Consider the following 11,271-nt stretch of genomic DNA (forward strand, 5'->3'; position numbering starts at 1 on the left):
CGCCGAAACCATCCCCGAAGCCGCCCGCGCGGTCGAGACCGAACTGGGCGGGCGCGTCGGTGTCGCCCTGCGCCGCCAGGGCAGCCCCGAGGGTCAGGGCTACCGAGCGGATGAGCGCTTCCCTCTGTCCTCGACCTTCAAGGCGCCGCTCTGCGGGGCGATCCTGACGCTGGTCGATGCAGGCGAGGATCAGCTGGACCGCGTGATAGGCTACACAAGCGGCGATCTTGTGACCTATTCGCCGGTTACGGAAACGCGCGACGCCATGAGTGTGGCGGAACTGTGCGAGGCGACGCTGACGCTCAGCGACAACACTGCCGCCAATCTGCTGCTGGACAGTGTCGGCGGCCCCAAGGGCTTCACCGACTACCTGCGCGCCATTGGAGACGAGACAACCAGCCTCGACCGGTGGGAGACCGACCTGAACGAGGGCGCGCCCGGCGATCCGCGCGACAGCTCGACCCCCGAAGCGATGATCGCCACGCTCGAGAAGATGCTGTTCGGTCCGGTCCTGTCCGAGCACTCGCAGCAGCAGCTCGAGGCCTGGATGCGCGCCAATGCCGTAGCCGATGACCTGATCCGCGCCAGCTTGCCCCAAGGCTGGATCATCGCCGACCGCACCGGGGCGGGCGGGCACGGCTCGCGTTCGATCGTCGCGCTGATCCGCACTCCGCAGGACGAGCCCTGGCTGGCGGCGGTCTATCTGACCGGCAACGAGGCCGACATGGCCAACCGCAACGCCGCCATCGCCCGCATCGGCCAGGCCATCGTGGCCGAGATCGAAAGCCGCTGAAGGCGGGGATCAGGCCGGACGCAGCAACCCTTCCGCCAACAGGCGAAAGGCGTGCTGCGCCTTGGGCAGCGTCTGGGCCGGGTCCGCCGAGGTCCCGACCCACAGCGCCGCATTCAGCGCGGCCCCGTTCAACAACCGCGAGGCGGCCTCGACATCCACCGGGCGCAGGACGTTTTGGGCCAAAAGCCCCTCAACCGCCGCCCGGGTCGCGTCCAGGCACCGGTTCTGGCTGGGCCAGAGCGAGGGATCACCCAGCACGGCCGGTCCATCTAGCAGCATGATGCGCCGCACTTCCGGGTCCAGCGCCATCTCGATATAGGCGCATCCCTCGGCCAGCAGCGCGTCCCAGCCCGGCGCGGCCGCCGCCCCGATCCGGCGCGCCTTGCCGGCCATCTCGGCGTCGATCCGATCAACCACCGCCGCCAGCAGCCCCTTCTTGTCGCCGAAATTGTGATAGAGCGCTCCCCGCGTCAGCCCGACATCCGATGTCAGCGCGTCCATCGAGGTCGCCGCGAAACTGTCGCGCGCAAAGGCCCGGCGCGCGGCCTCGATCAGCTTCTCGCGCGTCTCATCGGTCATTTCGGCACGGGTTCTGGCCATGATCTTCCACTCCGCTTTCCCCGCCGGCATGACAGGTGTTTACATACGCACCGTATGCTTTTAAGTATTCACATACGCTTCGCATGTAAATTCGGCTTGTCTTGGGCCGCTACGACCCTGTGACGCTTTTTCGACCAGCAGCCCTGCAGACGCAACAAAGGACGATTCCATGACCACGCGCAACGCGATCTTCCCCACCGGCTCGGCCCGCCACGCCCTTTATCACGAACACGGCTATTCCCCCGCGATCCGCAGCGGCGACTTGCTGTTTGTCTCGGGCCAGGTGGGCAGCCGTGAGGACGGCACCCCCGAGGAGACACATCTGGCCCAGGTCGAACGCGCCTTCGACAATTTGGGCGCGATCCTGTCGGCGGCGGGTTGCGGCTTTGACGACATCATCGACGTGACCACCTTCCACACCGACCCAGCGGCCCAGTTCGGCGACCTGATGACGGTCAAAGAGCGCCATTTCCCCGCCGCGCCCTATCCTGCCTGGACTGCCATGGGCGTTACATGGCTCGCGGGCTTCGACTTTGAAATTAAGGTCGTGGCCCGTATCCCCGAAGCCGCACGCTAGGCCCGGCTGTCGGCGAAGGCCCTTGGCGAAATCCCAGCATGGCGCTGGAACGCCATGCCGAAGGCGCTGGCTGAGCCGTAGCGACGCGCCCGGCAATCTGATCGTTCGTCAGCCGCCCGTCGCGCAGCAGGTCCTGCGCGAGGGCCATCCGCCAGTCGGTCAGATACTGCATTGGCGCGCGTCCCACCTCGCGCCGGAACCGCTCGAAGAAGCTCGTCCGCGACAGGCCCGCAGCACGCGCGAGGGAGGCAACCGAGACCTCGGCCGCCGGATCGGCATGAATGCGCCCCAAGGCCGCAGTCAGCCGCGGATCGGCCAGCCCACGCAGCAGGCCCGGCGGCAGATCCAACCCCGTGCCCGAGCGCAGCGCCTCGATCAGCAAGACGTCCAGAAGCCGCCCGAGCGTCAGCACCCGGCCCGGCCGTGCGGCACGCGTTTCGTCATGAATCATCCGGACCAGCGCGATCAGGCGCGGCTGGCCGGGCACCACGATCATCCGCGGCAACAACGAGACCAGCAACCTGGGCCCGGACGCGCGAAAGCGGCAATGCCCGACCAGCGCCCGCATCTCGACCGGGGCCTGGGGCGGCCCCAGCCAGACCTGACCCGGCCCTGTCTGCAGACGCAGTTCCAGCCCGCGCGGATCGGGGGGCGGCAGGCTGGTCATGCGAAACCCAGACAGGGCCGGAACCAGCACGAAATCCCCCGTCCCAAGCGTCACGCCGCCTTCCGCGACCTCGAGCCGGGCGCGGCCCTCGACGATCGCGCAGTAGAGGGGAGTGTCCAGATCGTCCCGCCGCACCTGCCAGGCCCCGCCGGCCTCGACCAGCTTGGACAGCTCCATCTCGGGGCGCAGCAGCGCGACGGCGTCAGAGAGGGGATCGGTGTCGTCCTGAACCGGCATCCTGGACTTTCGCTGAAGCATTAAGGACTTCTCTGTATATAATGATCGGGTGCTGCCGTCTATCTGTTCGTTGACCACAACGACAGGAGATCACCATGCCCCGCATTCTCATCACCGGCACCTCGTCCGGCTTCGGACGCGCCACCGCGCTGCACTTCCTTGACCGGGGCTGGCAGGTCGTCGCCACGATGCGCGAGCCCTCGCCCGAGGGGCTGCCCGTGAACGACCGCCTGCGCGTGCTGCCGCTGGACGTCACCGACGCCGCCAGCATCCGAACCGCGCTGGACGAGGCCGGCCCGCTGGACGCGCTGGTCAACAATGCGGGCGTCGGTATGCTAAACGTGCTGGAAGGCGTCGGGATCGACCGCGTGCGCGAGCTGTTCCAGATCAACGTCCTGGGCATGATGGAGGTGACGCGTGCCGTGATGCCCGCGATGCGGCGCCAAGGGCACGGCGTCATCGTCAACATCAGCTCGGCCGTGACGCTGAAGGCTCTGCCCGCGCTGTCGGTCTATAGCGCCACCAAGGCGGCGGTGAACGCCTTCACCGAAAGCCTTGCGCTGGAGGCCGCGCCGTTCGGCATCAGGACCCGGCTGGTCCTGCCCGGCAGCGCGCCCGAGACCGCTTTTGGTCGCAATGCGGTCGCACGGATGGGGATGGAGGTGCCGGATGGTTACGCCCCATTCATGCAGGCCGTCCTGGGGTCGCTGCGCGGCGCCCGCGACCGGACGCAGGCAGGCGACGTCGTCGCGGCCGTCTGGCGGGCCGTGACCGACCCGGACGCGCCGATGCGCCTGCTGGCCGGGGCCGATGCACGGGCCATGGCCGATGCACAATCGGCGGCATAGACGATGAACCGCCTGCTCCGCCTGTCACGCGATCTGCCCGCGCCCCCGCCGGCCCTGACACTGGCCTATACGCCGATCCGCCTGCCGATGCCCGGGCGTCAACCGCTTAAATTGCGACTGACCGCGCCGGTCGGGACCGGGCCGCTGCCGGTCCTGATCCTGTCGCACGGCTTCGGGCCGTCGAACGCGATCCCGTCGAAGGACGGCTACGCCCCCCTCGCCCAGTTCTGGGCCGAACGCGGCCTTGCGGTCATCCAACCCACGCATGCCAGCGCGCGCATCGGCGGGCTGGACCCCACGCTGCCCGAAGGCCCCTGGTTCTGGCGCGAGCGCGTCGCCGAACTGCGCGCGATCCTCGACGGGCTGGACCTGTTGGAGCGCCTGCCAGGCATCACGGGCCGCCTTGACCGCGAAAGGATCGCCTTGGCCGGGCATTCCTTCGGCGGCCACACCTGCAGTCTTGCAATGGGCGGACAGGTGGCAGGCCAGGACTTCCTCGACCCGCGCATCCGCGCGGGCATCCTGCTGGCCAGTCCGGGAAGGGGCGGCGATCTTCTGCCAGAGCAAGCCGCGCGCCTGTCCTTTCTGGATGTGGATTTCGCGACGATACGCGTGCCGACGCTGGTCGTCTGTGGCCAAAAGGATGATCCGGGGCACTTCACCCCGCGCGGCCCGGAATGGCACGGTGATGCCTATCATGATGCGCCAACGGCTCAGGCGCTGGTGACGATCCATGATGTCGGGCACGGGTTGGGGGGCATTGCCGGGCTGGACGCAAAAGAAACCGAGATCGAGCATCCCGATGCGCTGGAGGCGACACGGCGGATGACCCTAGCGTGGCTTGGCGCGGCGCTCGGTCTTGACCCACAGGCGTGGCCCGAAGCGCTGGCTGCGTTGGCACGCAGCCCGGCGCCCCTTGCCACGGTCGCGCTTAAACGCTGATTGGGGACGCGGCGGGTTCCTGTCGCGCCAACGCATGAACGCCCGCCCGCGCAAGATCGGCCATGGCGCGAAGCGCTTCGGGGCTGGCGCCGTCGCGGGCCTGCACGGACAGGCCCTGCAACGTCATGCAGACGAAGCTTGCGGCGATCCCCGCACAGTCAGGCGACAGCCAGTCCCGTAGCTGGTCCTCAAGATCCGCCGCCATGTCGCGCCTAAGCCCGACAAGCTCATCACGCAACTCCTCGTTGTCGGGATGAGCGGCCAGCAGGCCGGATGAGATCATGCAGCCGCACCCACCATCCGGGCCGGTGATCCAGTCGATCGCACGGTCAAAGAACCCGGACAGGGCGGTATCCAGCGTCGATTGTCCGCCATCATGGCACATCGGCATCAGTCCGGATTGCCGCGCATAGCGGGCGACAGCTTCCCGGAACAACCCCGCCTTGGATCCGAAAGTCGCATAGAGGCTGGGCGGCGCGATCCCAATCGCCCCGGTTAGCATATTCAACGAGACGCCCTCGTAGCCGTGGCGCCAGAACAGTTGCATCGCGGTCTCGACCGCCTCGTCGCGGTCGAAGGATCGGGGGCGCCCCCCTTTGGACGACGGTTTTGTATCTTTCACTATAAATCACCGTTGCATGGGCTCGTCCCAAACATATTTCATTAGTGATCGATACAAAAGGTGCGAGATGATCCTGAAGACCTATTCCAGAATGTTCACCCCGGATTGCGACAAGACCCTGACCCTGTTGGAGCGTCTGCATGGCAGGGAGGCGCATCTCCGCTTTCGTTACGGCGAATGGGACCTTGCGGGCATCGGCGACGTCTTCGTCGTGGCCGGGACACGCGAATCGCTGGCCCCCATAGCTGACAGCCACGGCCCGCTGATTGTGTCCGACCTGGATGCCGTCGAGGCCGAACTGATCCGGGGCGGCGCGACCATCACGCAGCCCATTGTCTCGGTTCCCACGGGGCGGATGCTTTATGCGCGGCACCCCGACGGCCTGCACATCGAATACGTCGAATGGACGGATGATCTGGTTGAGCGCCTCATCCGCGTCCCGCAGCGCGCGGGACGCCTGTCGTCGGAACTGTGATCCAGCGGGGACTGGAACGGCCGGATTGCGTCCGCTTCCAGCGGCTTGGCGGCGGCCCGGGACCGCGACCGCTATACCCGATAGCCGCAGTTATGCAGCGACACGGATCAGCGAAACCCGGGGCGAACGCTGGTTCTGCAGCGAGGAAGAGGCAAGGACCGCCGGGTGGGCGCCACGGGGCTAGACCGTCCACGATGTCCGCCCCGCCGTCTGCCCAGTTCAGATCTTCTCGTCGACCAGTCTCAGCGCATCATCCGGCAGAGGCCGCTGCAGCTCCTCGGCGCTGATCCCACCGAGCCAAGCCTCCCATTCCTCGTGGCGGGTCAGGATCACCGGCATCGCCTTGGGATGGATCGGCGCGACCTCGGCATTCGGTGGACAGGTCAGGAAGGCGTAGAGATCGTCGGTCGTCTCGCCATCCTTCACCTTGCGGAGCGAGGTCCAGCCGCGCGTCTCGATCCCTGCGAAGAACATGGTCGTCTCCGCGTCAGTGGGCGCAAACCACTGCACCCCCTTCCCCTTGCCGCGCGGCTCCGAGAAGCTGGTGACCGGCACCAGGCAGCGATGTCCCTGCCCCAGCCAGCGCCGCCAATGCGGCGAGCCGAGGTTGCGCACGTTGGTGACGCCGGGATCGCGCGCGGTCTTCAGGACAGACGGCGGCGAGGGCATGCCCCATCGCGCCTTGACCAGTTCCGGCCCGTCGTCGCCGTTGCGGATGATCGGCGCCAGCTGATCGGGATAGACGTTGCCGGACGCCAGGTTTCCGGCACGGTCAGTGAGCCCGTCGATCAGACGGGTGAGTGCCTCCTGCGAGGTGGTCACGTTATACAGATTGCAAATCGCCCTGCCCTCGCGCTGGTCTGCCTCCCGTTCTGGGCCTGCTTTCTGCCTGCGTCAATCACTCTACGATCGATGCCATGACCCTGTCGGGGGACCAGGATGGGGCAGTCTACACGGCAACCGGCGACTTATCCCCCGCTTTGAATCCAGCCTTTCCAATACCTTGTGGCGTCGTTGCCCGGGCTTACGCTGGAACGTCTGCCGCGACGGTTGACAGAATGGCACGGTGAGAACAAAACAGGAACTAATCAGACCTGTTCATTGCCAACCTCAAAGGAGCCCCCTCCCATGCCTGCCGTCCGTCCCGCTCTGGCCGAGTTGCGCGCCCGGATCGGCGAGATCGACGGCACGGGAGCGCGCCAGCACGGCGTGCTGCCGTTCGGGGTGCGGGCGCTGGATCGGCGTCTGCCCCAGGGCGGACTGAGCTTGGGTGCGCTGCATGAGGTGGCGGGCGGCGGCCAGGGGGCCGTGGACGGGGCGGCGGCTGCCTGCTTCGTGGCGGGCATCGCCGCGCGGATGAAGGGCCAGGTGCTGTGGTGCGTGACCCAGGCCGATCTCTTCGCGCCGGGCCTGGCGCAGGTGGGCCTGCCGCCCGAGCGGGTGATCCATGTCGAGGCCGGGGACGACATCTCGGTCCTGGCGGCAATGGAGGAAGGCCTGCGCCATGGCGGCCTGGCCGCCGTGGTGGGCGACGTGGCGCGGCTGTCGATGACCGCCTCGCGCCGGTTGCACCTGGCCGCCAAGGGGTCGGGCACCATCGGCCTGGCGCTGCGGCGCTGGCGGCGGCAGGCTGACGCCAGCGATTTCGGGCAGCCGACCGCGGCGATGACCCGGTGGCGGGTGTCCGAACTGCCCTCCGCCCCCCTGCCCGTGCCGGGCGTTGGCCGAGCGCGGTGGCTCATCGAGCTGATCCGGGCCCGGGCCGGGGATTCCTTCGATCTCGAACTGGAGGCATGCGATGGCGCGGGTCATCTCCGTCTTCCTGCCGATGTGGCCGATCGATCGGCGGCAACGGCAGGCGGGCGTCACATCGCCGTCGGCTGAGGGTCCGCTGATCATCGCGGGGCGCGTGGGCAACCGAAGGGTGGTCACCGCCGCCTGTTCCGTCGCGCGGGATCTGGGCCTGCGTGTGGGCATGACAGTAAGCCGGGCGCAGGCGCTGGTGCCCGATCTGCGCATCGAGGCGGACGACGCCTCCGCCGATGCCGCGGCGCTGGAGCGTCTGGCGTTGTGGCTGCTGCAGCGGGTCGCGCCCATCGTCTCGGCCGATCCGCCGGACGGGATCGTCATCGACTCCACCGGCGCCGATCACCTGCATGGCGGGGAGGCGGCGATGCTGGAGGCGCTGGCGGGCAAGCTGGCGCTTTCGGGCATCACAGCGCGGCTGGCCCTGGCCGACAGCTGGGGCGCGGCCCATGCGCTGGCGCGGCATGGAGCGGACGGTGTCATCATCGTGCCCCCTGGTGCGTCGGACGCCGCGCTGGCGCCCCTGCCGCTGGAGGCCCTGCGCCTGCCCGCTGCCACGGCGGCCGGGCTGCGGGACCTCGGCTTCGAGACCATCGGCGATCTGATAGGCCAGCCACGCGCACCCCTGACCCGCCGCTTCGGCAAGGCGCTGTGCCGGCGTCTGGACCAGGCACGGGGGCGTGCCTCCGAGCCGATCGCGCCCTGCGCCCGGAGGGGCTGATCGAGATCCGCCGCGCCTTCGCCGAACCCATCGCCGCGCCCGAGACCATTGCCCGCTATATCGGCAAGCTGGTGGGGCAGCTCTGCACGGAGCTGACCGCCAAGGGGCTGGGCGCGCGGCGGCTGGACCTGCTCTGCTCGCGGATCGACAGCCGCACCGAGGTCCTGCGCGTGGGCCTGGCCGTGCCGCAGCGCGACCCTGTCCGGCTGACCCGGCTCTTCTGCGACCGGATCGTCACCCTCGATCCGGGTCTCGGCATCGAGATCATGACCCTGACCGCCACCATTGCCGAACCGCTAGTGCCGCGACAGACGGCCACCTCGCTTCTCGAAGAGACGGCGCCCGATCTCTCGGGCCTGATCGACACGCTGTCGAACCGGCTCGGCGCCCGCTCGGTCTTCCGCTTCGCCACTGTTTCCAGCGACGTGCCGGAACGCGCCATCATCCGCATCCCGCCTCTGGCGGACACGGCCACTCCCGGCATGGAGGCCTGGCCCGACCACTGGCCGCGCCCCGCGCGCCTGCTGCCGCGGCCCGAGCCCATCGAGACCATGGCGCTGCTGCCCGACCATCCGCCGCGCTGGATCCTTTGGCGCGGGGTGCGGCGCCATGTGCAATGCGCCGACGGACCGGAACGCATCTTCGGCGAGTGGTGGAAGCGCGACGCCGAGGCACAGGCCGTGCGCGACTACTTCCGCATCGAGGACGAGGCCGGAGCCCGTTACTGGATCTTCCGTCAGGGCGACGGAGAGGACCGGGCCACCGGATCGCATCGCTGGTTCCTGCATGGAATGTTCGGATGAGCGAGGTCTTTGGATGAGCGGTCCGGCTTACGTCGAGCTGCAGGTCACCTCGCAGTTCTCCTTTCTGCGCGGCGCCTCCTCGGCCGAGGAGCTGTTTGCCACCGCCGCTCTGATGGGGATGGAAGCCCTGGCCGTCACCGACCGCAACTCGCTGGCCGGGATCGTCCGCGCCCATGTGGCGGCGAAGGAGACCGGCGTCCGGCTGATCGTCGGCTGCCGACTGGACCTCGCCTGCGGCATGTCGCTGCTGGTCTATCCGACCGACCGGCCCGCCTATTCCCGCCTCTGTCGGCTGCTGTCGGTCGGCAAGGGGCGGGCCGGCAAGGGCAAGTGCCACCTGGAATGGTCGGACGTGGCCGCAGCCTGCGACGGCCTGATCGGCATCCTGATCCCCGACCAGGCGGATGATCTCTGCGCCCTGCAGCTGCGCCGGATGCGCGAGGCCTTCGGTGACCGCGCCCATCTGGCCCTGACCCTGCGGCGGCGCCCCAACGACCAGCTACGGCTCCATGAGCTGTCGAACCTCGCCGCCCGCCTGCGCGTGGCGACCGTGGTCACCAACGACGTGCTGTTCCACGCCCCCGACCGCCGGATCCTGCAGGACGTGGTCACCGCGATCCGTCACAACACCACCGTCGACGCCCTGGCTTTCGCCGCGAACGTCACGCCGACCGCTACCTGAAGACGCCGGTAGAGATGCATCGGCTGTTCACCCGCTACCCCGAAGCGCTGGCCCGATCGGCCCGGATCGCGGAGGCCTGCCGCTTCTCGCTGGACGAGCTGGAATACCAGTATCCCGAGGAGCGCGACGATCCCACCGTGACCGCCCAGGCCACGCTGGAGCGCCTGACCTGGGAGGGCGCGGCTGCACGCTATCCCTAGGGCGTCCCGACCGAGGTCACCGCCAGCCTGCAGCATGAGCTGCGCCTGATCGACCGGCTGGACTACGCCCCCTACTTCCTGACCGTGAACAGCATCGTCCGCTTCGCCCGCTCGCGGGACATCCTCTGCCAGGGCCGGGGGTCGGCCGCGAACTCGGCCGTGTGCTTCGTGCTGGGCATCACTTCCATCGATCCGGGGCGCAACGATCTGCTGTTCGAGCGCTTCGTCAGCGAGGAACGCCGCGAGCCGCCCGACATCGACGTGGACTTCGAGCATGAGCGGCGCGAGGAGGTGATCCAGTGGATCTACCGCACCTATGGCCGCGACCGCGCCGCGCTGACCGCCGTGGTGATCCGCTATCGCACCAAGGGCGCGCTGCGCGACGTGGGCAAGGCCCTGGGCTTGCCTGAGGACCTGATCCGGGCGCTCTCCAGCCAGATCTGGGCCTGGTCCGAGGAGGGAATCGCCGATGACGAGTTGCGTGCGCTGAACCTGAACCCAGATGACCGCCGCCTGCGCCTGACGCTGGAGCTGGCCGCACAGCTGCGCGGCACGCCGCGGCATCTCAGCCAGCATCCCGGCGGCTTCGTCCTGACCCACGACCGGCTGGACGATCTGGTGCCCATCGAACCCGCGGCGATGGAGGATCGCCAGATCATCGAATGGGACAAGGACGACATCGAGGCACTACGCTTCATGAAGGTGGACGTGCTGGCGCTCGGCATGCTGACCTGCATGGCCAAGGGGCTGCAGCTCCTGGCCGAGCACAAGGACATCCGCCACGATCTGGCCAACATCCCGGCAGAGGATCCGCGCACCTATGCGATGATCCGCAACGCCGACACGCTCGGCACCTTCCAGATCGAGAGCCGGGCGCAGATGTCGATGCTGCCGCGGCTGCGGCCGCGCACCTTCTACGATCTCGTCGTGCAGGTGGCCATCGTCCGACCCGGCCCGATCCAAGGCGACATGGTCCATCCCTACCTGCGCCGCCGGGCGGGACAGGAGGCCGTGAACTTCCCCACCCCGGAACTGGAGAAGGTGCTGGGCAAGACCCTCGGCGTGCCACTGTTCCAGGAGCAGGCCATGCGCGTGGCCATCGAATGCGCGGGGTTCACGCCCGGCGAGGCCGACATGCTGCGCAAATCCATGGCGACCTTCAAGTTCACCGGCGGGGTGTCCCGGTTCCGAGACAAGCTGATCGAGGGCATGGCGGCGCGCGGCTACGAGCGCGACTTTGCCGAGCGCACCTTCCGCCAGCTGGAGGGCTTCGGCAGCTACGGCTTTCCCGAAAGCCA

14 protein-coding genes and 1 pseudogene are annotated in these 11,271 nt (G+C 68.4%); 11 read left to right on the top strand and 4 right to left on the bottom strand.

The window, feature by feature from the left end; all coding sequences use genetic code 11:
* Positions 1 to 793: class A beta-lactamase (gene bla, locus TY51_RS16495; protein WP_042251502.1), on the top strand; the 793-nt coding region annotated here is incomplete at its 5' end.
* A gap of 9 nt (positions 794 to 802) precedes the next feature.
* Here bla and TY51_RS16500 read toward each other — a convergent pair.
* Positions 803 to 1,393, bottom strand: a complete 591-nt coding sequence (locus TY51_RS16500) for a TetR/AcrR family transcriptional regulator (protein WP_042251522.1) — start codon at positions 1,391 to 1,393, stop codon at positions 803 to 805.
* 169 nt (positions 1,394 to 1,562) lie between these two features.
* On the opposite strand from TY51_RS16500, the gene TY51_RS16505 reads away from it, so the two are divergent.
* Positions 1,563 to 1,970, top strand: a complete 408-nt coding sequence (locus TY51_RS16505) for a RidA family protein (RefSeq protein ID WP_042251505.1) — start codon at positions 1,563 to 1,565, stop codon at positions 1,968 to 1,970.
* Here TY51_RS16505 and TY51_RS16510 read toward each other — a convergent pair.
* Positions 1,933 to 2,874: an AraC family transcriptional regulator gene (locus tag TY51_RS16510; protein ID WP_231559106.1), complete on the bottom strand. Its 942-nt coding sequence runs from the start codon at positions 2,872 to 2,874 to the stop codon at positions 1,933 to 1,935. The two genes, TY51_RS16505 and TY51_RS16510, sit on opposite strands and share 38 nt — an antisense overlap.
* Positions 2,875 to 2,969: 95 nt before the next feature.
* On the opposite strand from TY51_RS16510, the gene TY51_RS16515 reads away from it, so the two are divergent.
* Positions 2,970 to 3,722, top strand: coding sequence for an SDR family oxidoreductase (locus tag TY51_RS16515; RefSeq protein WP_042251508.1), 753 nt, complete (start codon positions 2,970 to 2,972; stop codon positions 3,720 to 3,722).
* Positions 3,723 to 3,725: 3 nt separating this feature from the next.
* Complete coding sequence (locus tag TY51_RS16520; RefSeq protein ID WP_042251510.1) at positions 3,726 to 4,664, top strand: dienelactone hydrolase; 939 nt, start codon at positions 3,726 to 3,728, stop codon at positions 4,662 to 4,664.
* Here the strand turns inward: TY51_RS16520 and TY51_RS16525 are convergent.
* Positions 4,654 to 5,286: a TetR/AcrR family transcriptional regulator gene (locus tag TY51_RS16525; RefSeq protein ID WP_052650372.1), complete on the bottom strand. Its 633-nt coding sequence runs from the start codon at positions 5,284 to 5,286 to the stop codon at positions 4,654 to 4,656. The two genes, TY51_RS16520 and TY51_RS16525, sit on opposite strands and share 11 nt — an antisense overlap.
* A gap of 67 nt (positions 5,287 to 5,353) precedes the next feature.
* Between TY51_RS16525 and TY51_RS16530 the strand changes: the two genes are divergently transcribed.
* Positions 5,354 to 5,761 carry a glyoxalase/bleomycin resistance/dioxygenase family protein gene (locus TY51_RS16530; RefSeq protein WP_042251514.1) on the top strand — a complete coding sequence of 136 codons (408 nt, stop codon included), beginning with the start codon at positions 5,354 to 5,356 and terminating at the stop codon, positions 5,759 to 5,761.
* 219 nt (positions 5,762 to 5,980) lie between these two features.
* On the opposite strand, the gene TY51_RS16535 is transcribed toward TY51_RS16530, so the two are convergent.
* Positions 5,981 to 6,601: an SOS response-associated peptidase gene (locus TY51_RS16535; RefSeq protein ID WP_042251516.1), complete on the bottom strand. Its 621-nt coding sequence runs from the start codon at positions 6,599 to 6,601 to the stop codon at positions 5,981 to 5,983.
* 288 nt (positions 6,602 to 6,889) lie between these two features.
* On the opposite strand from TY51_RS16535, the gene TY51_RS16540 reads away from it, so the two are divergent.
* The 6 genes and pseudogenes from TY51_RS16540 to dnaE2 all read left to right on the top strand — a co-directional run.
* Positions 6,890 to 7,645 (top strand): ImuA family protein, encoded by a 756-nt coding sequence (locus TY51_RS16540; RefSeq protein WP_042251519.1) that lies wholly within the window; start codon positions 6,890 to 6,892, stop codon positions 7,643 to 7,645.
* A gap of 25 nt (positions 7,646 to 7,670) precedes the next feature.
* Positions 7,671 to 8,288 (top strand): DNA polymerase Y family protein, encoded by a 618-nt coding sequence (locus TY51_RS23645; RefSeq protein WP_231559108.1) that lies wholly within the window; start codon positions 7,671 to 7,673, stop codon positions 8,286 to 8,288.
* A complete protein-coding gene (locus TY51_RS23650) occupies positions 8,219 to 9,091 on the top strand; it encodes a hypothetical protein (RefSeq protein ID WP_231559109.1) in 873 nt (290 codons plus the stop codon). The genes TY51_RS23645 and TY51_RS23650 overlap by 70 nt, the downstream gene beginning before the upstream one ends.
* A gap of 13 nt (positions 9,092 to 9,104) precedes the next feature.
* Positions 9,105 to 9,773, top strand: coding sequence for a PHP domain-containing protein (locus TY51_RS23655; RefSeq protein ID WP_231559110.1), 669 nt, complete (start codon positions 9,105 to 9,107; stop codon positions 9,771 to 9,773).
* A 14-nt stretch (positions 9,774 to 9,787) separates the two neighbouring features.
* A complete protein-coding gene (locus TY51_RS23660; protein ID WP_231559111.1) occupies positions 9,788 to 9,973 on the top strand; it encodes a hypothetical protein in 186 nt (61 codons plus the stop codon).
* Positions 9,974 to 10,030: 57 nt separating this feature from the next.
* Positions 10,031 to 11,271 (top strand): annotated as a pseudogene (gene dnaE2, locus TY51_RS23665) (error-prone DNA polymerase); the annotation flags it as partial.

Source organism: Paracoccus sp. PAMC 22219, from assembly GCF_000787695.1.
In the GTDB taxonomy this organism is placed as follows: Bacteria; Pseudomonadota; Alphaproteobacteria; order Rhodobacterales; family Rhodobacteraceae; genus Paracoccus.

What these genes read in the sequence shown, in the direction of transcription:
- TY51_RS16500 (WP_042251522.1), bottom strand. Translation starts at nt 1,393, where the DNA reads ATGGCCAGAACCCGTGCCGAAATGACCGATGAGACGCGCGAGAAGCTG.
- TY51_RS16505 (WP_042251505.1), top strand. Translation starts at nt 1,563, where the DNA reads ATGACCACGCGCAACGCGATCTTCCCCACCGGCTCGGCCCGCCACGCC.
- TY51_RS16510 (WP_231559106.1), bottom strand. Translation starts at nt 2,874, where the DNA reads ATGCCGGTTCAGGACGACACCGATCCCCTCTCTGACGCCGTCGCGCTG.
- TY51_RS16515 (WP_042251508.1), top strand. Translation starts at nt 2,970, where the DNA reads ATGCCCCGCATTCTCATCACCGGCACCTCGTCCGGCTTCGGACGCGCC.
- TY51_RS16520 (WP_042251510.1), top strand. Translation starts at nt 3,726, where the DNA reads ATGAACCGCCTGCTCCGCCTGTCACGCGATCTGCCCGCGCCCCCGCCG.
- TY51_RS16530 (WP_042251514.1), top strand. Translation starts at nt 5,354, where the DNA reads ATGATCCTGAAGACCTATTCCAGAATGTTCACCCCGGATTGCGACAAG.
- TY51_RS16540 (WP_042251519.1), top strand. Translation starts at nt 6,890, where the DNA reads ATGCCTGCCGTCCGTCCCGCTCTGGCCGAGTTGCGCGCCCGGATCGGC.
- TY51_RS23655 (WP_231559110.1), top strand. Translation starts at nt 9,105, where the DNA reads ATGAGCGGTCCGGCTTACGTCGAGCTGCAGGTCACCTCGCAGTTCTCC.
- TY51_RS23660 (WP_231559111.1), top strand. Translation starts at nt 9,788, where the DNA reads ATGCATCGGCTGTTCACCCGCTACCCCGAAGCGCTGGCCCGATCGGCC.